General features: G+C 65.7%; 26 protein-coding genes and 1 tRNA gene. 10 read left to right on the top strand and 17 right to left on the bottom strand.

All coding sequences use genetic code 11. The features are described 5' to 3' along the window. Positions 1-222 precede the first annotated feature (222 nt). Positions 223-3,048, top strand: a complete 2,826-nt coding sequence (locus CCR98_RS01455) for a TonB-dependent receptor (RefSeq protein ID WP_087921240.1) — start codon at positions 223-225, stop codon at positions 3,046-3,048. 112 nt (positions 3,049-3,160) lie between these two features. Here the strand turns inward: CCR98_RS01455 and rarD are convergent, their stop codons facing one another. Both rarD and yedA read right to left on the bottom strand, forming a co-directional pair. Next, positions 3,161-4,060: an EamA family transporter RarD gene (gene rarD, locus CCR98_RS01450; RefSeq protein ID WP_087921239.1), complete on the bottom strand. Its 900-nt coding sequence runs from the start codon at positions 4,058-4,060 to the stop codon at positions 3,161-3,163. After that, positions 4,057-4,962, bottom strand: a complete 906-nt coding sequence (yedA, locus tag CCR98_RS01445) for a drug/metabolite exporter YedA (RefSeq protein WP_014035666.1) — start codon at positions 4,960-4,962, stop codon at positions 4,057-4,059. The genes rarD and yedA overlap by 4 nt, the downstream gene beginning before the upstream one ends. Positions 4,963-5,185: 223 nt before the next feature. Between yedA and CCR98_RS01440 the strand changes: the two genes are divergently transcribed. Continuing rightward, complete coding sequence (locus CCR98_RS01440) at positions 5,186-6,520, top strand: MFS transporter (RefSeq protein WP_087921238.1); 1,335 nt, start codon at positions 5,186-5,188, stop codon at positions 6,518-6,520. A 10-nt stretch (positions 6,521-6,530) separates the two neighbouring features. After that, complete coding sequence (locus tag CCR98_RS01435) at positions 6,531-6,884, top strand: hypothetical protein (RefSeq protein WP_232463075.1); 354 nt, start codon at positions 6,531-6,533, stop codon at positions 6,882-6,884. A gap of 127 nt (positions 6,885-7,011) precedes the next feature. Here CCR98_RS01435 and CCR98_RS01430 read toward each other — a convergent pair whose 3' ends face one another. The 4 genes from CCR98_RS01430 to CCR98_RS01415 form a co-directional block, all read right to left on the bottom strand. Then, on the bottom strand, positions 7,012-8,664 hold the full coding sequence (locus CCR98_RS01430; RefSeq protein ID WP_087921237.1) for a M28 family metallopeptidase: 1,653 nt from the start codon (positions 8,662-8,664) through the stop codon (positions 7,012-7,014). Positions 8,665-8,769: 105 nt separating this feature from the next. After that, positions 8,770-9,702, bottom strand: coding sequence for an MBL fold metallo-hydrolase (locus tag CCR98_RS01425; RefSeq protein WP_087921236.1), 933 nt, complete (start codon positions 9,700-9,702; stop codon positions 8,770-8,772). A gap of 110 nt (positions 9,703-9,812) precedes the next feature. Continuing rightward, positions 9,813-10,115 carry a hypothetical protein gene (locus tag CCR98_RS01420; protein ID WP_087921235.1) on the bottom strand — a complete coding sequence of 101 codons (303 nt, stop codon included), beginning with the start codon at positions 10,113-10,115 and terminating at the stop codon, positions 9,813-9,815. A gap of 134 nt (positions 10,116-10,249) precedes the next feature. After that, the gene (locus tag CCR98_RS01415) at positions 10,250-11,545 is read right to left on the bottom strand and encodes a tryptophan--tRNA ligase (RefSeq protein ID WP_087921234.1); all 1,296 of its coding nucleotides are present in this window, start codon (positions 11,543-11,545) and stop codon (positions 10,250-10,252) included. A 108-nt stretch (positions 11,546-11,653) separates the two neighbouring features. Here CCR98_RS01415 and CCR98_RS01410 point away from each other — a divergent pair, with 108 nt between their 5' ends. After that, entirely contained in the window at positions 11,654-12,448 is a 795-nt protein-coding gene (locus CCR98_RS01410; protein WP_087921233.1) for a hypothetical protein, read from the top strand. A 73-nt stretch (positions 12,449-12,521) separates the two neighbouring features. Here CCR98_RS01410 and CCR98_RS01405 read toward each other — a convergent pair whose 3' ends face one another. From CCR98_RS01405 to rocF, 3 genes are all read right to left on the bottom strand, one after another. Next, positions 12,522-12,743, bottom strand: a complete 222-nt coding sequence (locus tag CCR98_RS01405; RefSeq protein WP_019661831.1) for a CsbD family protein — start codon at positions 12,741-12,743, stop codon at positions 12,522-12,524. A 204-nt stretch (positions 12,744-12,947) separates the two neighbouring features. After that, complete coding sequence (locus CCR98_RS01400) at positions 12,948-13,085, bottom strand: entericidin A/B family lipoprotein (RefSeq protein WP_014035659.1); 138 nt, start codon at positions 13,083-13,085, stop codon at positions 12,948-12,950. A 162-nt stretch (positions 13,086-13,247) separates the two neighbouring features. Beyond that, positions 13,248-14,168, bottom strand: coding sequence for an arginase (gene rocF, locus CCR98_RS01395; protein WP_087921232.1), 921 nt, complete (start codon positions 14,166-14,168; stop codon positions 13,248-13,250). Between the two features lie 272 nt (positions 14,169-14,440). Between rocF and CCR98_RS01390 the strand changes: the two genes are divergently transcribed. Beyond that, a complete protein-coding gene (locus tag CCR98_RS01390; protein ID WP_087921231.1) occupies positions 14,441-14,890 on the top strand; it encodes a hypothetical protein in 450 nt (149 codons plus the stop codon). 74 nt (positions 14,891-14,964) lie between these two features. On the opposite strand, the gene CCR98_RS01385 is transcribed toward CCR98_RS01390, so the two are convergent. After that, a complete protein-coding gene (locus tag CCR98_RS01385; RefSeq protein ID WP_087921230.1) occupies positions 14,965-15,735 on the bottom strand; it encodes a DUF3011 domain-containing protein in 771 nt (256 codons plus the stop codon). A 599-nt stretch (positions 15,736-16,334) separates the two neighbouring features. On the opposite strand from CCR98_RS01385, the gene CCR98_RS01380 reads away from it, so the two are divergent. Next, positions 16,335-16,739, top strand: a complete 405-nt coding sequence (locus CCR98_RS01380; RefSeq protein WP_087921229.1) for a hypothetical protein — start codon at positions 16,335-16,337, stop codon at positions 16,737-16,739. Positions 16,740-16,802: 63 nt separating this feature from the next. Here the strand turns inward: CCR98_RS01380 and CCR98_RS21000 are convergent, their stop codons facing one another. From CCR98_RS21000 to CCR98_RS21255, 3 genes are all read right to left on the bottom strand, one after another. Then, a complete protein-coding gene (locus tag CCR98_RS21000) occupies positions 16,803-17,075 on the bottom strand; it encodes a hypothetical protein (protein WP_157721487.1) in 273 nt (90 codons plus the stop codon). A gap of 231 nt (positions 17,076-17,306) precedes the next feature. Continuing rightward, positions 17,307-17,597 (bottom strand): hypothetical protein, encoded by a 291-nt coding sequence (locus CCR98_RS01370; RefSeq protein ID WP_157721486.1) that lies wholly within the window; start codon positions 17,595-17,597, stop codon positions 17,307-17,309. Positions 17,598-18,111: 514 nt separating this feature from the next. Continuing rightward, entirely contained in the window at positions 18,112-18,246 is a 135-nt protein-coding gene (locus CCR98_RS21255) for a helix-turn-helix domain-containing protein (protein ID WP_232463074.1), read from the bottom strand. A 531-nt stretch (positions 18,247-18,777) separates the two neighbouring features. Here CCR98_RS21255 and CCR98_RS20995 point away from each other — a divergent pair. Continuing rightward, a complete protein-coding gene (locus tag CCR98_RS20995; RefSeq protein ID WP_157721485.1) occupies positions 18,778-19,632 on the top strand; it encodes a hypothetical protein in 855 nt (284 codons plus the stop codon). Further along, positions 19,632-20,318, top strand: a complete 687-nt coding sequence (locus CCR98_RS20990; RefSeq protein ID WP_157721484.1) for a hypothetical protein — start codon at positions 19,632-19,634, stop codon at positions 20,316-20,318. The genes CCR98_RS20995 and CCR98_RS20990 overlap by 1 nt, the downstream gene beginning before the upstream one ends. 132 nt (positions 20,319-20,450) lie before the next feature. Here CCR98_RS20990 and CCR98_RS01360 read toward each other — a convergent pair. From CCR98_RS01360 to birA, 4 genes are all read right to left on the bottom strand, one after another. After that, positions 20,451-20,526: transfer RNA gene (locus CCR98_RS01360), tRNA-Thr, on the bottom strand. A gap of 40 nt (positions 20,527-20,566) precedes the next feature. Then, the gene (locus tag CCR98_RS01355) at positions 20,567-21,415 is read right to left on the bottom strand and encodes an SPOR domain-containing protein (protein WP_087921226.1); all 849 of its coding nucleotides are present in this window, start codon (positions 21,413-21,415) and stop codon (positions 20,567-20,569) included. A gap of 9 nt (positions 21,416-21,424) precedes the next feature. Continuing rightward, positions 21,425-22,156 carry a type III pantothenate kinase gene (locus CCR98_RS01350; protein WP_057500029.1) on the bottom strand — a complete coding sequence of 244 codons (732 nt, stop codon included), beginning with the start codon at positions 22,154-22,156 and terminating at the stop codon, positions 21,425-21,427. Beyond that, entirely contained in the window at positions 22,153-23,121 is a 969-nt protein-coding gene (birA, locus tag CCR98_RS01345; RefSeq protein WP_087921225.1) for a bifunctional biotin--[acetyl-CoA-carboxylase] ligase/biotin operon repressor BirA, read from the bottom strand. Before birA ends, CCR98_RS01350 begins: the two co-directional genes overlap by 4 nt. A 144-nt stretch (positions 23,122-23,265) precedes the next feature. Here birA and CCR98_RS01340 point away from each other — a divergent pair, with 144 nt between their 5' ends. Together CCR98_RS01340 and CCR98_RS01335 are read left to right on the top strand one after the other, a co-directional pair. After that, positions 23,266-23,550: a hypothetical protein gene (locus CCR98_RS01340; protein ID WP_014035646.1), complete on the top strand. Its 285-nt coding sequence runs from the start codon at positions 23,266-23,268 to the stop codon at positions 23,548-23,550. Continuing rightward, positions 23,517-24,308, top strand: a complete 792-nt coding sequence (locus CCR98_RS01335; RefSeq protein WP_198361048.1) for a M90 family metallopeptidase — start codon at positions 23,517-23,519, stop codon at positions 24,306-24,308. The genes CCR98_RS01340 and CCR98_RS01335 overlap by 34 nt, the downstream gene beginning before the upstream one ends. Positions 24,309-24,338 lie beyond the last annotated feature (30 nt).

Below are 24,338 nucleotides of genomic sequence, written 5' to 3'. Positions count from 1 at the left end.
GCTATCGATGCCTCTGCCCATCGCAAACGCAGCGCGCGTGACGCTGCGCACAGCGCAGCTGTGGATTGTTGGTTGCGATTCATTTTCGCGCACTTCCAGCGGCACCGAGACAAACAGTTACGAATGGAAACATTCTAGAATCGCGCCCCCCACGTTGGTTTGCAGCACCCCACGCGCCCATAGAACGGGCGCTTGTTTTTACTGAAACACGAGATTTCACGGATGTCCCTGAAAACCAATCCGCTGCGCAACGCGATCGTCATCGCGCTGGCCGCCAGCTGCACCACCCCCGCCTTCGCACAGAGCGCCGGCGATACCCCGACCAACCTCGACCGCATCGAAATCACCGGCTCGCGCATCCGCCAGGCCAGTGTCGAAACCGCACAACCGGTGGTCGCGCTCAACCGCGCCGAGATCGAGAAGAAGGGCTACGTCAACGTCGCCGACATCCTGCAGGACATTCCTGCCGCCGGTGCGCCGAGCATGAGCCGCGCCTCGTCGCTGACCTCTTCGCGCGATTTCGGCGGCATGTACGTCAGCCTGCGCAACCTGGGCCCGGAACGCAGCCTGGTGCTGATCGACGGCCGCCGCATGGGCGTCAGCGCCGGCGGTTACTCCGACCTGGCCTCGATCCCGTCGTCCATCGTCGAGCGTGTGGAAGTGCTGACCGACGGCGCCTCCGCGCTGTACGGCTCCGATGCCATCGCCGGTGTGGTCAACATCATCACCCGCAAGAATTTCGATGGTGGCGAAGCCAGCGTCTATGTCGGCCAGTACGGCCAGGGTGACGGCCAGAAGCGCGCCTACAGCGCGACCTTCGGCAAGACCTTCGAGCGCGGCTGGTTCAGCGTGGGCGCCGAGCGCACCAAGGAAGACGAAGTGCTGGGCAAGGACCGCGAGTTCAGCCGTTACACCAACGGTCCGCGCCACCCGAACGATGGCCTCAACGGCAACACCCCGTGGGGCTACGTCACCGTCGGCGGCAAGAACCTGACCGTGGGCCCGGGCGGCGACCCGAGCAGGGCCGGCAACTTCCATGCGCCGGACCCGGCCGATGGTGCCAACACCAAGTCGAACATGAGCCTGCTGACCGGCCTGGAGCGTACCTCGGTGTTCGCCAACGGTGGCTTCTCGATCACCGACAACCTGCGCATCGTCGCCGACGCGCTGTACAGCAAGCGCGAATCGACCAAGCACCTGGCCGGTTACCCGTACTCGGTCAGCGCCGCACAGGCCCGCAATGGCAGCCGTGCCGCCCTGTCCAAGGACAGCGCGTTCAACCTGTGGGGCCAGGACGCGCTGTTCGCGCACCGCACCGAGGAACTACCGCGCGGCACCGAGAACAACCTGGAAACCAAGCGCGCCAGCATCGGCCTGGAAGGCAGCTTCGAAACCGGTTCGCGGTACTGGGACTGGAACGTCAACTACATGTACAACCGCAACGAAGGCGAGCGCATCGGTACCGGCAGCATGTACCAGCCGCACGTCAACCTGGCCGTCGGCCCGTCCTTCATGGACGGCAGCGTGGCCCGCTGCGGTGCGCCGGGCGCGGTGATCGCCGGCTGCGTGCCGTGGAACCCGGCTGCCCCGATGGGTTACACCGGCCCGGGCTCGCTGAGCAACCAGGACGTGCAGGACTACCTGTTCACCCGCTTCGTCGACAAGATGCAGAGCACCACCAAGGTCGCCAGCGGCAACATCTCCGGTTCGCTGTTCACCCTGCCGGCCGGCGACATCCTGGCCGCGATGGGCTTCGAGCACCGCAGCGAAGAAGCCAGCTACACGCCGGACGTGATGGTGCAGAAGGGCGAGATCGCCGGCACCAGCGGCCAGCCGACCCGCGGCAACTACTCGCTCAACGAGGTCTACCTGGAGCTGCAGGTGCCGCTGCTGGCCGACCTGCCGTTCGCCCGCGAACTGTCGCTGGACGTGGCCGGTCGCTACTCGGACTACAACAACTTCGGTTCCACCACCAACAGCAAGTTCGGCCTGAAGTGGAAGCCGATCGACAGCCTGCTGTTGCGCGCCACCTACGGCACCGGCTTCCGTGCGCCAACCGTAGATGACCTTTACGGCGGCACCGTCAGCAGCCGCGACTCGTTCACCGACCCGTGCGATACCTCCTTCGGTACCGCCGCCAGCAGCCCGGCCGTTGCTGCCCGTTGCCAGGCGCTGAAGGTGCCGGCCAACTTCCGCCAGCTCAACAGCGATGGCAGCGTGGCCACCAGGCCCGGCCAGCAGGCCACCACCGATTTCAGCTCGGGTTCCAACCCGGACCTGAAGCCGGAAACCGCCAAGACCTGGACCGTGGGCCTGGTCTACAGCCCGGACTTCGTGCAGGGCCTGGACGTCAGCCTGGACTGGTGGAAGATCCGCATCGACAACGCCATCGTCGGTGAGTCGGCCACCAACATCCTGGAACAGTGCTACGTGCAGGGTTCGGATGCCGCCTGCGGCCGCTTCACCCGTGGCAGCAACGGCCAGGTCAACGCGCTGGACCGCTCGCTGGTCAACGCGGGCTACCGCGAAACCGCCGGCTATGACATCAACGTGCGCTACCGCCTGCCGGACACCGCGTTCGGCAAGTTCGCCGTCAACTGGAACACCACCTACACCGACTACCTGGAGCAGCGCAACGACAGCGCCGCCACCACCCCGGTGGAACAGCGTACCGGTTGGGCGGGTGACTTCCGCGTGCGCTCCACCTTCAACCTGGATTGGCAGTACGGCGACCTCGGCATCGGCTGGACCGCACGCTACTACTCCAGCATGAAGGAGAAGTGCTCGTACATGGACGAGTGCAACATGCCGGGCTTCAGCTCGTCGTACACCAGCGCGTCGCCGACCAACAAGGTGGGCTCCAACACCTTCCACGACCTGCAGGTGCGTTACAGCCTGCCGTGGGATGGCACCGTGTCGCTGGGCGTGAACAACGTGTTCAACCACCAGGGTCCGATCATGTACAGCCAGCCGAACAGCAGCTTCACCTACTACGGTGGCTTCGACATCGGCCGCTTCATGTACATGAAGTACCAGCAGCGCTTCTAAGCCTGCAACCGCGTTCCCACCACGGCCATCCCTCTCTCCTGGCCGTGGATGGAAGCAGAACGGCGCCCCTCGGGGCGCCGTTCTTTTTTCCAGGAAGCGGGGTCGGATCCGGTCAGCGCCTCGCGGCGCGCATCGTGCGGATGTTGTCGCCGACGAACAGCACCAGGCCGGCCCAGATCGCGGCAAAGCCGATCGCCTTGGCGGTGTCGAACGCTTCATGGAAGAAGAACACACCCAGCAGCAGCTGCAGGCTCGGCGCGATGTACTGCAGGATGCCGACCAGCGACAGCGGAATGCGCTTCACACCGTAGGCGAAGCCGATCAGCGGCACGGCGGTCACTGCGCCGCCGAAGATCAGCAGCAGGTCGTTGCGCCAGCCCCAGCCATGGAAGAACGCACCGCCATGGCCGTTTTCCGCCCAGATCGCGAAGGCCAGCGCCGGCAGGAACAGGTACAGGCTTTCCACGCCCAGGCCGGCCACCGGGTCGACCGAAACCAGCTTGCGCAGCAGGCCGTACAGGCCGAACGAACAGGCCAGGCCCAGCGCGATCCACGGCGGCGTGCCGGCGTCGATGGTCAGCCAGGCCACGCCCACCGCCGCCATCGCCACCGCCACCCACTGCAGCCGGCGCAGGCGTTCCTTCAGCACCAGCACACCCAGCAGCACGTTCACCAGCGGGTTGATGAAGTAGCCCAGGCTGGTCTCGATGACATGGCCGGCGTTGACCGCCCAGATGTACAGGCCCCAGTTGAAGGCGATGGTCAGGCTCGACACCAGCAGGATCGGCAGTGCGCGCGGCTGCGCGGCGATCTTCTGCCACCAGCCCAGGCGCGAGCTGATCAGCAGCCAGCCCAGCACCAGCACGGTGCTCCAGATGATGCGGTGCGCGATGATCTGGAACGACGGCACCTCATTGAGCAGGTGCCAGTACACCGGCACCAGGCCCCAGATCACGAAGGTGGACGCGGTGACCAGCAGGCCCCGGCGTTGTTCTTTCTCGTCCATGCTCATTTCTTTCTCGTCCTTGCCATCGTCAGCACCACCACACCCAGAAGAATCACCGCCATCGCCAGCAGGTCGCGCCAGCCGAAGCGTTCACCGTTGAGCAGTGCGCCCAGCAGCACCGCGATCACCGGATTGACGTACGCGTAGCTGCCCGCGAGCGCCGGGCGCACGTTCTGCAGCAGCCACACGTAGGCGGTGAAGGCGACGATGGAGCCGAACACGCACAGGTAGGCCATCGCCAGCAGGCCACCGGTATCGGGCAGCGTTGTCGGGCGCTCGCCCACCGCCAGGCCGATCAGCACCAGCAGCACACCGCCGCAGACCATCTGCCCGGCCGCGGTCATGAACGGGCCCGGCAGGTCCAGCCCGCGTGCCCACACCGAACCGAAGGCCCAGCCGATCGGCGCGATCAGCAGCAGCACCAGCCCGGTCGGCGAGGCGGTCAGGCTGCTGCCGGCATTGAGCCAGACCACGCCGAGGAAGCCGATGGCGATGCCCAGCCACTCACCGCGGCTGGCATGCTGGCCGCGCAGCGCCGAGAACAGCGCCATCCACAGCGGCACCGAGGCCACCGCCGTGGCGGCCAGGCCCGAGGACACCTCGCGCTCGGCCAGCACCACCATGCCGTTGCCCAGCACCAGCATGGTCACGCCCATGATGACCAGGTTGCGCCATTGCCGCAGGGTCGGGTTCGGCAGCTTCCAGAACAGGCGCAGCGCCAGGAACATCAGGCCGCCGGCAATGATGAAGCGGCTGCCGGAGACCATCGTCAGCGGCAGTGCGCCGCCGTGCAGGGCCTTGGCGATGCCCAGGTAGGTCGAACCCCAGACCACGTAGACCAGCAGCAGTGCCAGCGCGACAAGGCCACCCCGGGGGGCAGCCGCAGACGAAGAGGGGGGAGCCGACATGACACACCAGGGAGCCGGGGGAAGGCGGATTCTAGGACGTTTTGAGTATGGTCCGGGACCCCATACGGTGGCACGCTGTCATCCATCCATGCACCCTGCTCTGGTCTGCTACCCCGTGTTGACGGTCGATGCAGTACCAAGAGGGCTGCCCGGCCGCGCCGCCCCAAGGCCGGGCGCCGTTTTCCCTGCGCACGGACGCGCCGCATCGAGGATTCCCACCCAGATGAGCACCACGTCCCAACCTGCTGTCCCCGCGAACGACCGCGCCGCCCTGCGGCGGTCGATCTCCAATACCCTCAAAGGCTCCGCCGGCAACCTGGTGGAGTGGTACGACGTCTACGTGTACTCGGTGTTCGCCGTGTACTTCGAATCGCAGTTCTTCTCGCCCGACGACAAGAACTCCACGATGTACGTGTGGGCGATCTTCGCGGCGACCTTCCTGATGCGCCCGATCGGCGCCTGGTTCTTCGGCCGCTTCGCCGACCGCCACGGCCGCCGCCTGGCGCTGACCGTCTCGGTCACGCTGATGGCGCTGTGCTCGTTCCTCATCGCCATCACCCCCACCGCCGCCAGCATCGGCATCTGGGCCGCGGTCATCCTGCTGTTCGCACGCCTGCTGCAGGGCTTCGCCACCGGCGGCGAGTACGGCGCCAGCGCCACCTACATGTCCGAGGCCGCCATTCCCGGCCGTCGCGGCTTCCTGTCGTCCTTCCACTACGTCACCCTGGTGGGCGGCCATGTACTGGCCCAGCTGACCCTGCTGGTGATGCTGACCTTCTGGGGCAAGCCGGAAATCTCCGAGTGGGGCTGGCGCATCGCCTTCGGCATCGGCGGCATCGCCGCAGTGGTGGTGTTCTGGCTGCGCCGGGGCATGGACGAATCGCTGTCGGAGTCGTCGATCGAGGCCGCGCGCGAGGGCAAGGCGCAGAAGTCCGGTTCGATGTACGAACTGTTCGTGCACCAGTGGCGGCCGCTGCTGCTGTGCTTCCTGATCACCGCTGGCGGCACCGTGGCCTTCTACACCTACTCGGTGAACGGCCCGAAGATGATCCAGAGCGCCTTCGCCGGCAACGACCCGATGACCGGCACCCTGATCAACCTGGGCGTGCTGGCCTTCCTGATGGTGCTGCAGCCGGTCGGCGGCTGGCTGTCGGACATCATCGGCCGCAAGACCCTGCTGGTGTTCTTCGGCGTCGGCGGCGTGCTGTACAGCTGGTACCTGATCACCCAGCTGCCGCACCAGCATGACGCCACCCTGGCCTTCCTGACCCTGGCCATGGCGTTCGTCATCCTCACCGGTTACACCTCCATCAACGCGGTGGTGAAGGCCGAACTGTTCCCCACCCACGTGCGTGCACTGGGCGTGGGCCTGGGCTATGCGCTGGCCAACTCGCTGTTCGGCGGCACCGCCCCGCTGTTGTACCAGGGCGCGCTGAAGACCGGCCACGTCGACTGGTTCGCCATCTACGTGACCGCGACGATCGCGGTATCGTTGGTGGTCTATGTGTTCTTCCTCACCAACAAGGGCCCGAACTGGCTCGACGGCACCCGCAAGTAAGCGCGTCGCCATGATCGCGGCCACCGGTGCACTGCCGGTGGCCGCAGCGTCCCCCGCCACGCCATTGATGTGGATCGCGGCGACGCTGTCCGCAGCCACGGCACTGGCCTGGCTGCTGCGCCGCCCCAGCGCGCAGGCCGCGTGGCCGCGCATCGGGTTCGGGATTGCCCTGCTGGTGTTCTGCGTCGCGCTGGCGCTGCAGCTGGCGGTGGACCTGGGCAGCGGCCACAGCTCGCTGCAGCTGCGCCTGCATCGCGGCATCAATGCAGGTCCGCCGGTGGGACTGCGCACGATGGTGGCGTGCTATCTGGCAGCGCTCGCCGCCAGTGGCTGGGGCGCATGGAAGCTGCTGCGCCGGCGCTGACGAACACCCGGTCGTGCCGGCCGCTGGCCGGAAACGCCACCTTCTTTCGGTAGTGCCGACCGCTGGCCGGCAACCTCATGAACCTCCGGAAAGCGCAGGGAATTGCCGGCCAGCGGCCGGCACGACCTCAGCGGCGGGCCGCTTCGCTCTTGTCGCGCGCGCCGCGGAACTCCGATTCCTTTTCCCACGTCGGCCAACGGCGGCTGTTGGCCAGCTCGGCGCCCAGGTCATAGACCAGCAGGGTATCGGCGGCGTGGCCACTCGGGTCCCAGCTCGGCGTCCACGCATCGCAGGCCTGGTGGTAGCAGTCGGCGAAGTACTTCTCGCGCAGCGCGCGGCCGGCTTCAACCCCACCGTCCAGCTTGTCCAGGCCCGGGCCGATGGTGATCGCCGGCACGCCCAGGCGGGCGAAGGCGAAGTGGTCGGCGCGGTAGAAGAAGCCAGCTTCCAGGTTCGGGTCCGGGCTGTAGCTGCGGCCACGGGCCTTGGCCACGCGTTCCAGGTCGCCTTCCAGCGACACCCGGCCCTTGCCCCACGACGCGATGTCGCGGGTCGGGCCATCCGGGCTGAACATCTCGATGTTCAGCACCGCGGCGGTCTTGTCCAGCGGCGCCAGCGGATGTGCGGCGTAGTAGCTGGCACCCAGCAGGCCCTTCTCTTCGGCGGTCAGTGCCACGAAGTACAGCGTGCGCTGCGGCTGCGGGCCGGCGGCGAATACGCGCCCCAGTTCCAGCACCGTGGCCACGCCGGTGGCGTTGTCGATCGCGCCACGGCGGATGCGGTCACCCTTGGCGTCGGCCTGGCCGATGCCGAACGCATCCCAGTGCGCGGAGAAGATCACCGCCTCGTCGGCGTGTTCACCACCGGGCAGCTTGGCCACCACGTTGCGGGTCACCACCTGCTCGCGCTTGAGCGCGAAATCCACGCTCAGCTTCGCGTTGTCCAGCGCCACCGGGCGGAAGTCGGCGCGCATCGCCTTGCGCTTCTCGGCATCGAAGTCGAGGCCGGCATCGGCGAAGATCGCCTCGGCCAGCTCGCGCTGCATCCAGCCACGCAGCGGCGTGTGCTGCGCCATCGCCTCGGCCTGGCCGCGCTCGATGTCGAACAGCGGCGAGGTGCCCGAGCTCTTCACCGTGGCCCAGCCATAGGCGGCCGGTGCGGTCTCGTGCACGATCAGCACGCCCTCGGCGCCACGGCGTGCGGCTTCCTCGAACTTGTAGGTCCAGCGGCCGTAGTAGGTCACCGCCTTGCCGTCGAACGCGCCCGGCGCATCGGCTTCGAAATCGGCGTCATTGATCAGCACGACGGCGATCTTGCCGTGCAGGTCCACGTCCTTGTAGTCATTCCAGTGGCGCTCCGGTGCGTCGATGCCGTAGCCGACGAACACCAGCGGCGCGTCCTTGATCTGCACGCGCTTGCGCGGCTGCAGGCTCTGCAGGGTCACGTCCACGCCATTGGCCAGCGCACGCTTGCCCTGCTTCAGCGACAGGCTGGCCTTGGCCGCGCCATCCAGCTGTGCGCGCACCAGCGGCACCGGCTGCACCCAGCTGCCGTCCACGCCGCCCGGCTGCAGGCCATAGCTGCGGAACTGCTCGATCAGGTACTGCACCGTGCGCTCTTCGCCCTGGGTGGCCGGCGCGCGGCCCTCGAATTCATCCGACGCCAGCACGCGCACGTGGCGCGACAGTGCCTGCGGATCGATGCCGCCGCCCGGCAGGTCGTTGGCCGCATGGGCCAGGCCGCCGACGAACAGGCAGGACGACAGCAGCAACACGCGCATCGGATTCACGGCAGTACCACGGCTAGCTTGGAAGTCACCAGAGTGTAACGTGGTCGTGACATCACGGCGCGGCTTGGGCCTGCGTCATCCACGCATGGCGCGGATCTACTGGCGGATGCGGTCCAGCCAGCAGGCCAGGCCCTGCGCGTTGAGCTCGATGTCCATCGCCAGCACATCGGTCACCGCCGCCTGGTCCAGTGCACAGCCGTGCTGCTGCGCGCGTTCCAGGTACAGCGCCTGCAGCGCGGCCAGCAGGCAGCGGTGGCGGTCCGGTCGGCCATCGCACTGGCGGCCGATGGCGGCCATCGCATCGATCTGCTCGAACAGGTCGCTGGCCAGCTTCTCCACCTGTTGCACGCGCCCATAGTGGGTCAGGTACATCGCCTGTGGCGCGTAATCGAGCATGCGCCGGATCGAGGCCTTCATCGCCTCCGGATCGAACTGCACCGGCGATGAGGTCGGGAAGATGAAAGCGCCCTGCGCGCTGTCCAGCTCGCGGTAGGAGATGCCGAACGTATCGCCGGTGAACCAGCTGCGGCTACGCGCATCCCACACGCAGTAGTGGTGCAGCGCATGGCCCGGCGTGTGCAGCAGCACCAGCTCGCGACCGACCAGATCGATGCGGTGGCCGTCTTCGGCCACCACCACACGCTGTTCGGGAATCGGTTCGATGCGGCCATAGCTGCGCGCGATCTCTTCGGCGCCATACACCGCCGTCGCACCGGCGATCAGCCGGGTCGGGTCGATCATGTGCGGCGCACCGCGCGGATGCAGCACCGCCTTCGCATTCGGCAACTGCTGCATCAGCAGGCCTGCACCGCCCGCATGATCCAGATGCACGTGGGTGAGCAGCAGCCAGTCCACCGCCTCCACGCCCAGGCCGGCGTCGGCCAGTGACTGCAGCATCGCCGGCACCGACAGGCCGGTGCCGCAGTCGACGAACGCGGCGCGGCCGTTTTCAACGATCAGGTAGGCCGCGTCGAAATCCGGGCGCTGGAAGCCGGTATCGATGGTGTGGATGCTGGGGTCGGCGGTCATCGGCACGCACCTGGCAGGATCGGGAACGGACCCCCATGGTAGGGGCGCAGGCGGCCCGCGTTCGATGCGGCTTTGGTCGGGTAGTGCCGGCCAGCGGCCGGCACTACCGATCAGACGGAGCGCAATGCGAACCGCGGCCGCAGCAGCAACGCCAGCACCAGCACCGCCAGGAACGCGCCGTAGGCGTACAGCACCGCCAGCACCTGCGGCCAGATCGGGCCGGCGCCGGGCTGCACCACGCCGATGCGGTAGCCCCACAGCATCGACACGATGCTCAGCGCGAACGCCAGTACCAGGGTGGTGCCATCGAACAGGCGCCGCCGCGCGGTGCGCGGCTGGCGCGGAAACAGCCAGTACAGGCTGCCCAGCAGCAGGAACCAGGGCAGGAACAGCAGCAGCGACAACCAGGCCATCGCAGACTCCATGTCATCGCGCCGGAGGCGCGCGGACATCATGCCATGGGTGGTGTGGCGTGTAGAGCCGAGCCCATGCTCGGCTGCTTTTCCATGCAGCCGAGCGTGGGCTCGGCTCTACAAGGGCGAGCAGATCAGGCCGCTTCGCGCAGCACGGCCAGGGCGGCCAGCACGGCGTCCACCTCGGCGTCCAGCTTGAACAGCTCGCTCTGCAGCTGGTCGCCCTGCTCGGCCTGCTTGATCACCGCGATCAGCTGGCCCGCATCGCGCGGCGAATCAAAGCCTTCGCTCTGGATCAGCAGCGTGCCATCACCGGCGGTCAGCTTGAAGTAGAAACGGCCATCCTTCTCGCGGTACTGCTTGAACAGCGGCGGTGCCACGCGGGCCACGCCGGCATCCTCGCTGGCGATGTCGCCCGCAGTGGACAGGTCGCGCAGGCCCACGGCATGGCGCAGCTCGTCCAGCAGCGGTGCCGCCAGCTGCTCGCGCAGCTGCTGGCCACGGCGCTTGAGCAGCGCTTCGATCTTCTCCGGCTCGGCCATCAGCGCGTTGTAGCGTTCGCGCAGCGGCGACAGCTCGCTGTCGATGCGCTCGAACAGCTGCTGCTTGGCATCGCCCCAGCTGATGCCGGCGGCGAATGCCTTGGCGAACTCCGCCGTCTGTTCCGGCGTGGCGAACGCCTGGTACATCTGGAACAGCGCCGAGCCCTCGGTGTCCTTCGGCTCACCCGGTGCGCGCGAGTCGGTCAGGATCGAGAACACCAGCTTCTTCAGCTCCTCGCGCGGCACGAACAGCGGAATGGTGTTGTGGTAGCTCTTGCTCATCTTGCGGCCATCGAGGCCCGCCAGCGTTGCCACCTGCTCGTCAATCACCACGTCCGGCAGCGGGAAGTACTCCTTGCCGTACACGTGGTTGAAGCGCTGGGCGAAATCACGCGCCATCTCGATGTGCTGGATCTGGTCACGACCCACCGGAACCTGGTTGGCCTTGAAGATCAGGATGTCGGCCGCCATCAGCACCGGGTACATGAACAGGCCGGCGCTGACGCCTGCGTCCTCGTCCACGCCTTCCTCGCGGTTCTTGTCCACCGCGGCCTTGTAGGCGTGCGCACGGTTGAGGATGCCCTTGCTGGCGATGGCGGTCAGGAACCACATCAGCTCGGTGGTCTCGCGGATGTCGCTCTGGCGGTAGAACCACACGTGTTCCGGGTCCAGGCCGCAGGCCAGCCAGCTGGCCGCGATCTCCAGGGTCGCGCGCTGGGTGCGCTGCGGGTCCTGCGACTTGATCAGGCTGTGCAGGTCGGCCAGGAAGAAGAAGCTCTCGATCCCCGGCGCGCGGCTGGCCGCGATGGCCGGACGGATGGCGCCAACGTAGTTGCCCAGGTGGGGCGTGCCGGAGGGGGTGATGCCGGTAAGGACTCGGGTCGTCATGACTGCGTGGGGTAACCTTCGATGAACGGGGCCAGTTTACCTTGCACGCCACCAACCCCGTCAGGGCCTGCGGTGCGTTCATTCACGCAACCCCGCTGGAGACGCCCGATGAAACGCCTGCTGCCCCTGCTGCTGATCCTGCCCCTGGCCGGCTTCCGCCCGGCTCCCATGCCGCCGCCGGTGTACGAGGGCGGCCCCGTGCGCATGGCCCTGGTCGACCGCGACCGCGGTACCGAACTGCGCAGCTACCCGGCCGAAGGCCAGCGCTGGGTGGCCGGCGAGCGCGGCCACCGCTATGCCGTGCGCCTGTACAACGACAGCCCGCGCCGGGTGCTGGTGGTGCTGTCGGTGGACGGCGTCAACGCCATCTCCGGCGAAGATGCCGATCCCTCGCAGACCGGCTACGTGCTCAACCCCGGCCAGCGCGCCGACATAACCGGCTGGCGCAAGAGCCAGGATGAAGTTGCGCAGTTCGTGTTCAGCAGCCCCAGCGGCAGCTATGCCAACCGCACCGGCCGCCCGGACAACATCGGCGTGGTGGGCGTGGCCGTGTTCGAGGAAGCGCGCCGCTGGCGCCCCGAGCCGATCCTGCGCCGTGGCCTGCCGCTGCCGGCCCCGGCGGCGGAAGCAGCGGCCGATGCCAGCGCCAGCCGCATCGAGGGCTACGCCAGCAAGTCGCAGGCGCCGGCGCTGGGTACCGGCCATGGTGCGCGCGAGCAGTCCTCGGTGCGCGACACCGACTTCGAACGCGCCAGCCGCAGCCCCGCACAGGTCCTGCAGCTGCGCTACGACAGCGCGCGCAACCTGCGTGCGCGCGGCATCCTGGTGGATTCGCCCTCGCGCCTGCCGCGTGAACCGCAGGCGTTCCCCAACCGCTACGTGCCGGACCCGCCGGCGCGCTGATCGTCCCGTCCAGACAGCACGACACCCGCAACCTCACGGTGCGGGCGTCGTGTTGTGGGGCAAACCGTGGTGCTTACTTGTAGTCCGGATAGTCCTTGCGCACGCTGTCTTCAAAATCCCGGACCTCCTTCTCGGCGCGGTCCTTGGCCCAGCCATAACGTTCCTGCAGGCGGCCAGCCAGATACTCGGCATTGCCTTCGGCCACATCGAAGTCGTCGTTGGTCAGATCGCCCCACTTGGCCTGGGCCTTGCCCTTCAGCTGCGACCACTTGCCGGAAATGATGTCTTTGTTCATTGCTGGGAGTCCTTGGTTGCAACGGCGTTCTTACCGTGGCTCCAGCTTCGCGCAGCGGCTGTTGAGTACCGGTCAACCGGCAATGAAATACATGCTCACCTGCTTGAATGGTTCACTCCGCTTCGACAGCCATGCGGCGAACAGCGCGCACGAAAAAGGCCGGGAAGATTCCCGGCCTTTTTCGCTTTCCAATCCGCGCCGGGCTCACTTGCCCTTGGCGGCGTCCTCAACCTTTTCACCGGCCTTCTGCACGTCCTTGCCGGCACCGGCAACGGTGTTGCAACCGGCCAGCAGGGCCACCGAGAACATCGACAACAGCATCAGGGCAACTACGCGCTTCATGGGCTTCTCCTTGGGTTCGCCGCTACACCGCTTCATTCGCGGATGGGATTCTTTTGCTCGGCGGGAGAAGGCCAACGCCCACCGCCGCCGCGTGAAGTGCAATCTGGCGGCAGGGGCGTGGAGCGGGTGTGAACGGATCGACGATCCGTTCAGGCCCGGCGCTCAGTCGCGCATCAGCGTGGACTTGCCGAACAGGCTTTCGACCAGGTCCACGGCCAGTTCGGCGGTGGCATTCTGCTTGTCCAACAAAGGGTTGAGCTCGACGATATCCAGCGACCCCATGCGCCCGGTGTCGGCGATCATCTCCATCACCAGCTGCGCCTCGCGGTAGTTCACCCCGCCTGGCACGGTGGTGCCCACGCCTGGGGCGATGCTCGGGTCGAGGAAGTCCACATCGAAGCTGACATGCAGGTGGGTGTTCTCGTCGATGCCGGCCAGCGCCGCTTCCACCGCGCGCTTCATGCCGTTCTCGTCGATGTAGCGCATGTCGTAGACATCCACCTTGTGGGTCTTGATCAGGCGCTTCTCTTCCGGGTCCACCGAACGGATGCCGATCTGGTGCATCTGTGCCGGGGTGATCGCCGGTACGGTGCCACCCAGGCGGGTCAGCGCGTCCGGGCCGAGGCCGCACAGGCAGGCCACCGGCATGCCGTGGATGTTGCCCGACGGGGTCACATCACTGGTGTTGAAATCCGAATGCGCATCCAGCCACAGCACGCGCAGGGTCTTGCCCTGCTCGCGGCACCAGCGCGCGACGGCGGTGATCGAACCGATGCCCAGGCAGTGGTCGCCGCCGAGCATGATCGGCATGCGGCCAGCCTGCAGTTCGGCGTAGCTGGCTTCCATCAGTGCATGGTTCCACGCCACCACTTCATCCAGATGGCGGTAGCCTTCCACCGGCGCGGTCCACGGGTTGCGCGGGCCATCCAGATTGCCCACGTCACGAACGTCCACACCACGCGCTTCCAGCGCCTCCGGCAGGCCCGCCACACGCAGCGCCTCCGGCCCCAGCCGTGCACCGCGATGGCCCGCACCGACATCGGTGGGAACGCCAATCAGGGATACGGAGATGAGATGGGCCATGGGTGCCTCCTGCGCGGAAAAGAAGCACAGTCTAGCCAGAGCTGTGTGACACCACTCGCGGCGGTGCAGCAGGCGGTGATCCAGATCACCGGGGCCACGCCGGCGTTCCTGGTCAGGCATCCCGGCACTTGTTCGTAAGGAATCCGGCCTTCCTTGACGCGCCTCACATCCAGGTCGGTATCGCCTCTTATCCACGGCCGCCATTGCTTGCACCCTGCATCGGCACCCCCAACGGTGCCTCTTCAATTCCCCGATAAAGGAAATCGACGCGCATGAAACATGTACTGAATGGATTTGCGGTACTGGCAATTGCCCTGGGCGGACTGTTTCCCACCGCTGCCAGTGCCTCCTCGCAACGCATCACGCATACGGTGACCTCCGATGCCTATGCGATGCAGACAGCGGGCGCACGCCAGGTGCTGGACTGGGTGGCGCAACGGGTAAAGCCGTCGTTCGCCCCACAGGGCTACGGCAACGTACAGGTGGAACGGCGTGCGTTCTCCGTAGGGCGCGCGTCTGCACGCTCGGATGAATCGATTCCCGGCAAGCTGCCGGAGCAGGGCATTCCCGGTGAGATCTACCGGGTGGAGAACCTGCTTCCCGATGGCTCCCTGCAGACGTGGGAATTCACCTGGGTAGAACCCTCATCCGGCCATGGCGGCGGCTGGGAAGTCACCGGGTACACCTACAAGAAGGGCAATGACCCGGTAAACCAGCAGTAACGAAACAGGGGCAACGCGCGCCGCATTGCCCCCTTCGAACACGCGGCCGACGGCGGATTCGTCCCCGCGGCATTTCAACCGCCGCGGCGGCGAACCGGCGTCAGGCTCTGCACCTGGCCGTTGTTGCGCATCATGCACAGGAAGCGGCCGTCGGGATAATCGATGATCAGTTCCTGGTAATCGTTGCCCACCGGCATCTGGGTCACCAACGTGCCCTGCGCGCCCTTGCGCATATTGCAGGAGCCCAGTGCGGTATCACCCGCCGGTGCGCTGTACGTCACCTTGGACACGTTGCGGAACACCGCGCGGCAACCGCCGTTCACCCATACCGAGTGCCGCGACAGGCCCCAGTTCCTGCCCTCTTCGCAGCGGGTGTGGCTCAGCTGGCGCACCACCTCCACGTTGCCGCGCGTATCCATGTCGCACGACACCTGCTGCTGGTCGGTGGATTCGCAGGTCACCTCGCGCGGCAGCGCCGCATCGTTGTCGTCATCGTGGCGACGGCGGTCGCGATGCTCTTCCCGCGCGGGCGTTCCGCTGGCACTGACCTGGCAGATGCCATTGGCGCCGCCACGGCCGGTGTAGCTGATCTGCGGCGTGCCGTCGTCGCTGCTGCTGACCGACAATGTGATGCCACTGTTGGCATCGCGTGCTTCGAAATAGCGGTCGTTGAAGCGTTTCAGCGTGGCCTCGCGGCCCTGCACGTAGACCGGGCCGCCTTCGTCGGCGTGCACGTCGATGCCGCCCGGGCAGCTGGCGTTGAAGAACGGCACCGCGGCCATGGCCGGGGCCACGAAGACGCTGGACAACAGTGCGGCGGTGAGCGGTAGGGCGTGGCGACGCATGATCGGATCCCGAAGGGGCCCGGGGTGGGCCTGTGGCGGCAGTATGCGACAGGGCGTGGCGGGCTTTCCGTGAGGAATATCAAGATCCGCACGGCGCGCGCTGTGGCTCTCAGGTCTGATAATGTGGCGTTGGCGCCTTGCCGAGCCTGTTAAGTCAGCTTTACTTCGCACGCCGAAGTGAGCCCTGTCACCACGAGGCCGCGGCCCTGATTGCCGAGGATCGCGGCACTGCGCGATATGTCGCCTCTGGCATTGCGATGCTCGAAACGGGCCAAAGGCGATAATTCATTTTTCCTCTCAGATCACCCGATGTCATCGAAACAAACGACTGGCAGGCGGTGATTTCGCGTGCGCATGATGAATTGCCACCTTCAGCGGGGTGGCCGGGATTTCCAACCCGAAGACTGAAAGCTGTATACGCTTGCCAGCCGGCGCCGTCTTCTCAAGAGCGGCGCCGGCTGGCAATCCGTTCGCCGATCGACGGCGGGCGGTGCGTGGGGGCCTCGTGCCCACCGGCTCATTCAGTCCCGGGATTGGAAACCACGTATCGCCCGCCACCCTTCTCCGGTGGCACCTCTGTTCCGCACGAGGATGCCCGCATGTCCAAGACCCATCACCCGTACCTGACAGCCACCCTGGGCGAGGCCGCCCTGCGCCTGCCGCCCGAACTGGCGCAGCCGTTGGAAGCCGCTTTTGCCGCTGCGAACGAGGCACCCGCGCCGATCAATCTTCCCGGCTGCCTGCAGCGCATCCGCGCCGGTGATGCCGCCGACGGACAGCCGTGGCAAGGGCCGGCCAGCACACCCGGCCAGGCCGTGGCCGCCGCTCGCCGGGATCGCGCCGCGGTGGGCCTGGTGTCGCTGCTGGAGCTGTACCACGCCGCCGAGCGTGTGCGCGTGGACGGGGAAGAGAAAGACGACATCGGCGATGGCACGCGCGAAGGGCTGATGCTGGCCTGCCGGGGGCTGGCGGAGTATGTGGCGTTGCAGGTGCGAGTGGAGTGAGTCCCTGCACTGGCACTCAAGCGTCTCATCGCAACTTTCCGTCTCCAATCCTGGAGGGAGGACCTACTGAAGTTGCATCGCGCTCATTGCGTTCTCTACCGCGGATTTCAGCTGCTGCGGCTCGTTAACGAACAGGGCCAGATAACGAGGAATCGGCTTGAAGGAAAGCAGACTCAGGTAAGTATCCCGACTCTCCAACTCCAGCATGATGTTGGGTGCGTCCAACGGAGAGACCACCGCCAGATCGCGGGGATCGAGCATCCTTGATCTCGCCCATGCCCGCAGATTCGACTGCAGCAGCGATACATCACGGATATTCTGTACGCGAATGTCCATACTGGATCTCCACCCCATCTGCACCCGCAGTCTCCTGCTTGACAGTCGATGGGAAGAACGTCCGACAGCGCGCCGATCCGAGACAATCCAGATCATTCCATAGAGGGTGAGATACGCAAGGACGACATGTAGCAACAAGCGCCTGTCATCCTCGATAAAGCAGTGCACTAGCAGGTGAGCAATGGGTACCTCCAGCAGCGCCAGGAGGATCATCAGAACGAATGCCCCGTGCTAGTCCACGGCCTTAGTGAAGCCAAACACCTGATCATCGCCATCGACGGGCGATCTCATCCATGCGAACTTCCCAAGGATCGAGCAATGCACCGCCCATTCGAGCCGCGCCAAGGCGAGTATCAGCCGGCGGCTGTCAGCCAACCAGCGCAGAGCAAAGCGGGCGAAGGACAGCCCGGACGCCTGCTTTCGAATCACCACACCGGTGAACAACAGGATCGCCATCGCCGCGTATTGTGAGGTCGCGTCGATGGCTTGCGTGACCCTTGCCCCAAGTAATACCAGAGCCACCAGAGAGAATCCTATGGGCCAGAATCTGGCTATGCGCTGGAGCATGGGTCATGCGGCCATCTCTTCATCAGCCATTCCGTAGTGGATACCGTACCTTCTTCCATGATTGATTCTATTTCGCTGCGCATTTAATTGCTTCAACATCCACCCTTCGCATTTCCGAAGACCCGCTCCTATGCGGCACAGCATCTCGATGTTGTGCAGAGCGAGTTGGCGTCTGCCAACAACAATGTGACGCTAGCTATCTCCGATCGGAAGATCAACAGAGAATCAGAAACGAGAGGGCAATTTGCAACATTCCTCATCCGCTGCTGTCTCTTCCATCGAGCATGCAACGACGTTTCGTGGACAGCTTCCGCTCTCACGAAAATCCGCGCTGGGCATGCAGCCGTGCAGCGAAGAGAGCGGCAATCAAGGCTCAACGATGCCCACTCAATGTGCACGCTAGAGCTCGCGGCGAAATGGGGTTGGTGTCAATGCTGCTGTTTCGGCACGTCAACGTCAGTACGCGCGCTCATGCGGCACTGGCATGCAGGCGCACACCCGGTGCACGGGTCACCTTCAGAATGATCGCAAAATCGGGGCTCCGCTTGCCGGACAGAACACGATAAAGGCTCTCCTGCGTCAGGCCCGCCTCACGCGCGACCATGCTCATCCCTTGAGCGCAGGCGATATCGCCGACGCCTTGCTGATGAACGCCGAATCGCCGTCACCTTCAGCGATTCAGGCGTCGCGATAGGCCACCATCTCCTATCGCTTCCGAAGGTGCTCGGCCGCATCAAATGCTGCAAGTTCGACTTTCTTCTTGATGGCCATGATGGGACAGCCCCAGTACTTCGGTTTTGAGTCGTTCCCTACAGCCAGCTCGATGCTCACAGGGCACCCGCGACTTCCCCAGCCTTCTCGATATCGCGCTGCTGCGACCCTTGTAGCTCCAAAGACGCTAGCGGCAAATAGCAATCCTGCGAGTGGTCTGATTGAAGAGCGTCGGCGCTTCTCGCCACTTTGGCTTGAAGTATTGACAGCAGAGTGTCGACTATGATTTCTCTGGATACGCCTATCGTGGTGAAGGCCGAGCTCGGCAAATGCATCGTCGACATTGCTGGCTTGGCGATCTGCTCGCGTAAGGCTAACAAACAAACGGAATTCCTCTTTCTGTCTCTTTAGAAGGAAATACCCCATGAAATGGAGCTTTCTGCATTTATTTTTACCTATGACCCTACTTCTCCCATTCGGCGCAAAAGCTGAGTGGATTTGCCGAATACAGTCAGGCGGCGTCTCTGTGGGCGGAGGCGATATGCATCAAGAACCCGACGTCGAAATATGCGATTGGGTGGACGGAGGAGGCGTGGGAGGCGGCGGCGGAGGGAACGGGGGCGGTGGAGGTGGAAATGGAAATGACTCGGGAGGCGGAATGTGCGCCATCATAATTGGCTCACGGCCAGACGACTGTCCGAACCCGATCCCCAAGCCATCCGGTCCATACTACGGGGAAGATGAGCTCCCAACGTCCGGACTGCCAGGCGGCCTCCTGTCCCTATCGTCGATGAGGATGGTGAACTCATTCGCGAAGGGCATTGCCTCTTGGCAGGACATCAACATCACTGCCTCGGATAGCGCCAGACAGCGAATGTATAACGCGCTATCGGAACACACGCGCGACATTGCAGACGGAGTCAGCCTGACTATTGCAAACACTAGATTTAGAGGAGAACTCGCACTCTCATGCCAAGAGCAGAGCAATGCTTCTAATTCATATCGCGTAGGCATAACCCCCACAAAGGCTGAGCTCTACTGCTTTGAAGCCATGAAGGCCTTTGATGCTGAAGCAGGTGACCACTTAAACTTCGTGCAGTGGTTTATTGACTTCACGAAAAGCAGTGGAATTCCGCTCGAGGCCTACATTCCCTACGGGGTGGTAGAACTGACAGAGGCAAATAACTCCATTGGTGCAAAGTGGCGGGCTATCACTAAGGGAGCAAGCTGCTCCTCGTGGTGGGTTGCCTTGCAAGCGAACGGCTGCGGAGCGAACTGATGAAATCGAAAATATTCTACTCGGGATTGCTACTGGCCACCTTGCTCGGCGGATGCTCCAAGGATACCGAGCAGACAGCCTCCCCCGATTCCACAGTTGCAACCAGATCGGCGACAGAGGAAAGCCTGGAGATCAGAACGCCCCCCACTTCACCGCGCCCAGCCATATCGCCGGCGAAGGAAGACCTTTCGGCGTACATATGCAGGAAAGATTGCTTCACAACTGGGCCGCTGGAGGCGAAGTCAGAGGCTGAAGCAGCATGGATGGTAAAGCATAAATATCCGACTCAGATAGAAATAGATCGCCTTGGCGCGATGTCGCTATCCGAACTGGAACACGAATACAAAGCAGGAAACCCGACCGCAGCAGTTGTACTCGGAAAGAAGATATCTCTGGAGAGAAATTTCTTCGAAGGGCAGGCAATTCTTCGAGATCAGACGATGTCTGGAAATACTTACGCATTCTATGCAATGTCAGACTCGTATCTTGAGAAGAGTCAGCCAAACCTGGTCGAAGGCATCGCCTTTCTTCGAATTGCCTATCTACTTGGTGATTACAAAGCTGCACGGGAGATTGGCAATTTAGGACTGACCTCGGTGGAGGTTGCCGCTGGGGATGCGCGCGCCTTGCGACTTCTCAGTCTCTTTGCCGCAGGCCAGCAGCCGGATCCACGCCCGGAAGAATGAAGGGGCAGTGACACCCCCAGAAGGTTCGCTGATTTTCCGGCAATTTTCCCGGCAGACACAGAAAAGGCCAGCGCACCGCGCTGGCCTTTTCATTGAAAGCCCTGTTTTTAAGGCGTTTCAGCGCTTCCCGAGTGGTGCCGCTTATCCGAATCGAACGGATGACCTACTGTTTACAAGACAGTTGCTCTACCAACTGAGCTAAAGCGGCATGGGTGGTGCACCGGCGGCAGCGCCGCGGTCCGGGGATTCTAGCGCAACCGCGTGCATTCCAGCGACCGGCTCTGTGCCGCCCCGCTGCGCTGCTGGGCCTGGGCTGGCTGCGTGCCCGCCGCCAGCTGCCCTTCCAGCCACCACTGGCCGGCGTCGCCGCTGGCGACCAGGCGCGGCTGGAAGCCGGCGGCCTGCACCGCCGCCATGCGCCGCTCGGCGCCTTCGCGGTTGCGGTACTGGCCCAGCGCCACGGCGTTGGCTTCCTCGCCCTGGCTGATGATGTAGTAGTCGCTCAGGCCGGCGGCGACGATGCGCTTCACCGTGGCCTGGGCTTCTTCGCGGCTGGCGGCGGCCGGCAGCATCACCCGGAAACGTGCGCTGCCGCTGGCAGCGGGCTGTTCGCGCAGGCGCACCTGACTGATGACGTTGCCGGCCTTGCCTTGCGCGCTGCTCGCGGCGGCGCGGTCGGCGAACGGGCCTAGCGCGATGCAGCGCGGCGGCTCGGCAGCCACGGGCGGGGTTACGGGTTTTTCCGGCACCGGGGCCGGTGCAGGCGGTGTTACCGGCTTGGCAGCGGCCGCAACCGGCGTAGCCTCAGCCACCTGCGGCTTGGCGACCTCCGGCTGGGCCGGCGTAGCTGGTGCAGACGTAGCAGCCACAGCCGTCTTCTCCACCGGTTCGCGCTCCACCAGCGGTGCGGTCGGGGCAGCGGCCGTCGCTTCGGCTGCGGCATTGGCATCCACACCACCGGGCACCCAGCGCAGCTCGGCCACACCGGCCGGTTGCGGCGGCGGCGCGGGCGGTTGCGGTGCATCGCGCAGCAGCCACCAGCAGGCGACGCCAAGATTGAGAATGGCCAGTACGACGATCAGGGCACGGGTCAGCATGCGCGGATACTAGCCTGCGGGCTGGTGCACCGCCCAGCGGGCGAGGCCATCCAGCACCAGTGATGGGTGGTAATCGGCGCCGGGCAGCAGCGGCATCAGCGCCGGTGCGCCGCCACCATGCACCAGCAGCGACGGTGCCACGCCCAGCAGCGTGTGCGCCTGCTGCGCGCTGCGTTCGATCAGCGCCACGGCCGCGCCGTCGCAGCCAGAGGCCAGCGCGTCGGCGGTGTCGTTGGCGAACTCGCTGTAGTCGCCGCCGGTCGCCGGCAGCTGCACCGCACGCGCGTGCAGCGCTTCGCGCATGGTGGTGGGCGATGCGGAAATGCGGCCCCCGTGGTGCTGGCCATCGGCGTCGAGCAGGTCAATCGTCAGTGCGGTGCCCACGCCGACCACCAGCACCGGGCGCTGCGCCTTGGCCGCAGCCAGCAGGGCCAGGAAGCGGTCGACGCCGAACTTTTCCGGCTTGGCATAGGCAATGCGCACGCCCGCGCATTCGGCGCTGGTGCGCACGACATGCACGTTCTCGAAGCGGCGCTGCAGCTGGTCCAGCATGGCGCTGGTCAGCGACGGTGCGGCCACGCTGGCCACGAACGCGGTGGTGCCGCTGGGCAGGCTGTGCGGCGGCTGCCCCGCCATGCCTTCGGCGCCATGCGCCCAGGCCTGCACGTCACCGGCACGATCTCCCTGCAACGGCGCGAACTTGAAGCGCGAGTTGCCCAGGTCGAACAACCAATCGCTCATGCTGCCCTCACGCTGACTTCGCCGGCGTGCAGCAGGCGTTCCTGGCCATCGATGCGCACGCGCAATGCGCCGTCATCGGCCAGGCCAAGCGCGGTTCCGTGCTGCCACTGCCCGTCCAGTTCCACGCGTACTTCGCGGCCGGCCAGCATGTCGAAGGCGGCGTAGCGCGGCAGGAATGGAGCGAGGCCTTCGCGATCGAATTCTTCCAGCGCCGGCAGCAGCCGCGTCAGCACGGCCGCAACGACCACGTTGCGGTCCACGGGCTTGCCGGCCAGCGTGTCCAGGTCCACCCACGGCTGGGTGATCTGCTCGGCGAACGACGGCGGCATGTGCGTGTTGATGCCGATGCCGATCACCGCGCGCGCCGGGCCGGCGTATTCGCCACCGCCTTCTGCGAGCAGGCCGACCAGCTTGCGCTTGCCATCGACAATCAGGTCGTTCGGCCACTTCAGCTGCGCCTGGGTGTAGCCCAGGTCGTGCAGCGCCTCGGCCACGGCGATGCCGGCCACCAGGCTCAGCCCGGCCAGGCGGCCGAGGCCACCGGAGTACAGGCGCAGCACCGACAGGTAGATATGCGCGGCCAGCGGCGAGGCCCAGGTACGGCCACGACGGCCACGGCCACCGGTCTGGCGTTCGGCCAGCAGGACGCTGACCCCGCGCTGGGGCGCGCTGCACCGCAGCAATTCGGCGTTGGTCGAATCCACCGTCCAGGCCACCTGCAGGTCGTGCAGCAGCGGCAGAACCCCGGCCGGCAGGCCGGCGCGGATCGCGTCCGGGTCCAGCAGATCGACCGGGCGGGTCAGGCCATAGCCTTCGCCGGCGCGGCCCTCGACGTCCACACCGGCGGCCCTAAGCCCTTGAATACGCTTCCAAATCGCCGCCCGGGTCTGGCCCAGCTCACGGGCCAGGGCGTCGCCGGACAGGCGACCGGCAGCGAGTTTGGCCAGCAATTGGCGATCGTCCACGGCAGCTTCCACGAAGTCAGGAAGGAATTATGCGGGAAAGCCGCCAGCGACGCCCGCCACGCTGGGTTCCGCGGGGGCTTCCAACGGGGCGCCGGGTTCGGGCTAGAATCGGGAACTCACCCTCCCTTAACGTGGATGTCGTCAATGCGCCGTTATGCCCATTGCCTGATCCTGCTGATGATGCCCTTCGCGGCGTCTGCCACAGCAGCGCTGGACGACAGCCGCGGCGCCTGCGTGTCGTCCAACGGTGATGCCGCCTCGCAGCGCGCGCCGACCGCGACCGCCTCGGCCGCCACCACCAAGCCGGCGGCGGTGCGCCCGGCCGCCAGCAGTGCCACCAGCACCGGCGGCGGTGGCAGCGACGATGACGTGCTGCAACGCATCCGTGCGCCGAAGTGGCACAGCTACCTGCCGGGAATGTTCCGCTGATCAAGTCGTTGCTGCAGTGGCTGCGGCCCGCGCCGCGGCCGATCGACGATGCACTTTGGGAAGACGCCTGCCGCCGCGCGGCCTGGCTGCATGGCCTGGACGACGAACGCCGCGCACGCCTGCGCGTACTGGCCACGCGCTTCCTGCACGAGAAGACCATCACCCCGATCGGCGAGCTGCAGCTGCAGGCCGGCGACGGCGTGCTGCTGGCCGCGCTGTGCTGCCTGCCGCTGCTGGCGTTCGGCGAGGTGGGGCTGGAAGGCTGGTCGCAGCTGATCGTCTACCCCGATGCGTTCCGCGTGCACCGCAGCCACATGGATGCGGCCGGCGTGCTGCACGAGTGGGATGACGAGCTGATCGGCGAGTCGTGGGACAGCGGTCCGTTGATCCTGTCCTGGGCCGATGTGCAGGCCGACCTGGCCGCCCCCCACGAGGGTTACTGCGTGGCGGTGCACGAGATGGTGCACAAGCTGGATGCGCTGGATGGCGCGATGGACGGCACCCCGCCGCTGCCGCGCGAATGGCAGCGCGAATGGGCGGGCATTTTCCAGCGCGCCTACGATGCCTTCTGTGCGCAGGTGGATGCGGGCGAAGAGACGCTGATCGATCCGTATGCGGCCGAGGCGCCGGAAGAGTTCTTCGCGGTGTCCAGCGAGTACCACTTCTCGGCGCCGGATATGCTGCAGCAGGCGTTGCCGGAGGTGGCCGCGCAGCTGCGACGGTTCTACGGCGAGCCGCCGAAGATCGCATTGCGGTAGTGCCGGCCGCTGGCCGGCAGCCTGACACTG

Source organism: Stenotrophomonas sp. WZN-1 (assembly GCF_002192255.1).
GTDB lineage: Bacteria > Pseudomonadota > Gammaproteobacteria > Xanthomonadales > Xanthomonadaceae > Stenotrophomonas.
This window is presented reverse-complemented; position numbering and strand designations above follow the sequence as displayed.

Coding starts and splice junctions, on each gene's coding strand:
- CCR98_RS01415 (WP_087921234.1), bottom strand. CDS start 11,545: ATGACGACCCGAGTCCTTACCGGCATCACCCCCTCCGGCACGCCCCAC.
- CCR98_RS01385 (WP_087921230.1), bottom strand. CDS start 15,735: ATGCGTCGCCACGCCCTACCGCTCACCGCCGCACTGTTGTCCAGCGTC.
- CCR98_RS01390 (WP_087921231.1), top strand. CDS start 14,441: ATGAAACATGTACTGAATGGATTTGCGGTACTGGCAATTGCCCTGGGC.
- CCR98_RS01405 (WP_019661831.1), bottom strand. CDS start 12,743: ATGAACAAAGACATCATTTCCGGCAAGTGGTCGCAGCTGAAGGGCAAG.
- CCR98_RS01355 (WP_087921226.1), bottom strand. CDS start 21,415: ATGCTGACCCGTGCCCTGATCGTCGTACTGGCCATTCTCAATCTTGGC.
- CCR98_RS01380 (WP_087921229.1), top strand. CDS start 16,335: ATGTCCAAGACCCATCACCCGTACCTGACAGCCACCCTGGGCGAGGCC.
- CCR98_RS01410 (WP_087921233.1), top strand. CDS start 11,654: ATGAAACGCCTGCTGCCCCTGCTGCTGATCCTGCCCCTGGCCGGCTTC.
- CCR98_RS01435 (WP_232463075.1), top strand. CDS start 6,531: ATGATCGCGGCCACCGGTGCACTGCCGGTGGCCGCAGCGTCCCCCGCC.
- CCR98_RS01455 (WP_087921240.1), top strand. CDS start 223: ATGTCCCTGAAAACCAATCCGCTGCGCAACGCGATCGTCATCGCGCTG.
- rocF (WP_087921232.1), bottom strand. CDS start 14,168: ATGGCCCATCTCATCTCCGTATCCCTGATTGGCGTTCCCACCGATGTC.
- CCR98_RS21255 (WP_232463074.1), bottom strand. CDS start 18,246: ATGGTCGCGCGTGAGGCGGGCCTGACGCAGGAGAGCCTTTATCGTGTT.
- rarD (WP_087921239.1), bottom strand. CDS start 4,060: ATGAGCATGGACGAGAAAGAACAACGCCGGGGCCTGCTGGTCACCGCG.
- CCR98_RS01425 (WP_087921236.1), bottom strand. CDS start 9,702: ATGACCGCCGACCCCAGCATCCACACCATCGATACCGGCTTCCAGCGC.
- CCR98_RS20995 (WP_157721485.1), top strand. CDS start 18,778: ATGAAATGGAGCTTTCTGCATTTATTTTTACCTATGACCCTACTTCTC.
- yedA (WP_014035666.1), bottom strand. CDS start 4,962: ATGTCGGCTCCCCCCTCTTCGTCTGCGGCTGCCCCCCGGGGTGGCCTT.
- CCR98_RS01440 (WP_087921238.1), top strand. CDS start 5,186: ATGAGCACCACGTCCCAACCTGCTGTCCCCGCGAACGACCGCGCCGCC.
- CCR98_RS01340 (WP_014035646.1), top strand. CDS start 23,266: ATGCGCCGTTATGCCCATTGCCTGATCCTGCTGATGATGCCCTTCGCG.
- CCR98_RS01350 (WP_057500029.1), bottom strand. CDS start 22,156: ATGAGCGATTGGTTGTTCGACCTGGGCAACTCGCGCTTCAAGTTCGCG.
- CCR98_RS01420 (WP_087921235.1), bottom strand. CDS start 10,115: ATGGCCTGGTTGTCGCTGCTGCTGTTCCTGCCCTGGTTCCTGCTGCTG.
- CCR98_RS21000 (WP_157721487.1), bottom strand. CDS start 17,075: ATGGACATTCGCGTACAGAATATCCGTGATGTATCGCTGCTGCAGTCG.
- CCR98_RS01430 (WP_087921237.1), bottom strand. CDS start 8,664: ATGCGCGTGTTGCTGCTGTCGTCCTGCCTGTTCGTCGGCGGCCTGGCC.
- CCR98_RS20990 (WP_157721484.1), top strand. CDS start 19,632: ATGAAATCGAAAATATTCTACTCGGGATTGCTACTGGCCACCTTGCTC.
- CCR98_RS01400 (WP_014035659.1), bottom strand. CDS start 13,085: ATGAAGCGCGTAGTTGCCCTGATGCTGTTGTCGATGTTCTCGGTGGCC.